A 1,189-nucleotide genomic window follows, 5' to 3' on the forward strand; every position below is an offset into this window, starting at 1 on the left:
CCAGGACCTCGCTCGCCATCGCCACCGAGAACCTCCCCGAATGGGACTCGTGCGTGGAGATCCTCGCCGAGGTCTGCCGCACCATCGCCTTCGACACCAGCGCTGCGGCCTGACCGGAAGAGGGGACACACCATGAAGATCGAGTACGGACTCAGCGCCCAGCTGCCGACCCTGGGGTTCGACGCGGGCAGAGACAAGTTCGTCTTCAACGTCCAGAGCGAACTCGAGATGTACACCACCGACCACGAGAGCGCGATGAAGATCTGGGGATGGGACCAGGCGGCACTGCGTCCTGAGGACCACTACCGGATCGACCAGCTCCTGCGCATGTACGTCTTCCAGCGCAACCAGGTCATCGACGCGCTCTACCGCCTGGATCAAGAGCTCTACGCCTACGCATACCCCGACGGAGCGGAGACGCAGGAGTCGCAGGAGCTGGAGGACTTCATGGAGCTCCTCGTTCAGAAGACCGAAGACCTCGCCGAGGAAGCCAAGAGGCACCTGTCAGACCCGGACCCCACCGACGACTATGCGAAGGTTGAGGAGTGGGTCGCACAACTGCGCGGCACCGGCTTCCCCGCAACCCAGGGCGTGATTGCCTTCCAGCACCCCTCGGTCGCCCGCTACCTCGGCCCGATCCCGTCCCTGGCGATGGGCGGGTACTCGGGAGAGGGCGTGTACTTCCGGCTCACCGAGCGTGGCTACCCCCGGGACTGGGTCGAAGACGGTCACCTGTACGACCTGATCGACATGGCGCTGGCGCTCCAGGCCGAGCTCCAGCTGCAGTGCCTGCTCACCGATCGCGAGTTCACCCGCGTCATCGAGATGCGCGGGATGGAGTTGGAGTACCTGAAGGCCGAGGCCGCCCGCAGGGCCGCCGCGGAACAGGGCAGCAACTTCTGGGCCGTCTTCGGGGACGTCCTCGGTATCGTCTCCGCCGTCGCGGGCGCCCTCGCCCTGATCCCGGTCCTCACCCCGCTCATGGGTCCGGTCGCCGCCGTCACCGCGATCGGCTCGCTCGGCGCCCATGCCGTCGACGCCACGATCAAGGGCGACTGGGACGCGATGACCCTCGTCGGGCTCGGTGCCGACGCGCTCGCCGCCCTGCCCGGCGTCGGCGCGGTCGCCACGAGCCTCAAGTCGGGCAGGGCCGTTCTCAAGACGATCGGAACGGGCGCCAGGGCCAGCT

1 pseudogene is annotated in these 1,189 nt (G+C 67.5%); it reads left to right on the forward strand.

The features are described 5' to 3' along the window. Positions 1-132 precede the first annotated feature (132 nt). A pseudogene (locus ABT300_RS44245) lies at positions 133-1,189 on the forward strand (hypothetical protein); the annotation flags it as partial.

The organism is Streptomyces sp. NPDC001027 (assembly GCF_040299045.1).
Classification (GTDB): domain Bacteria; phylum Actinomycetota; class Actinomycetes; order Streptomycetales; family Streptomycetaceae; genus Streptomyces.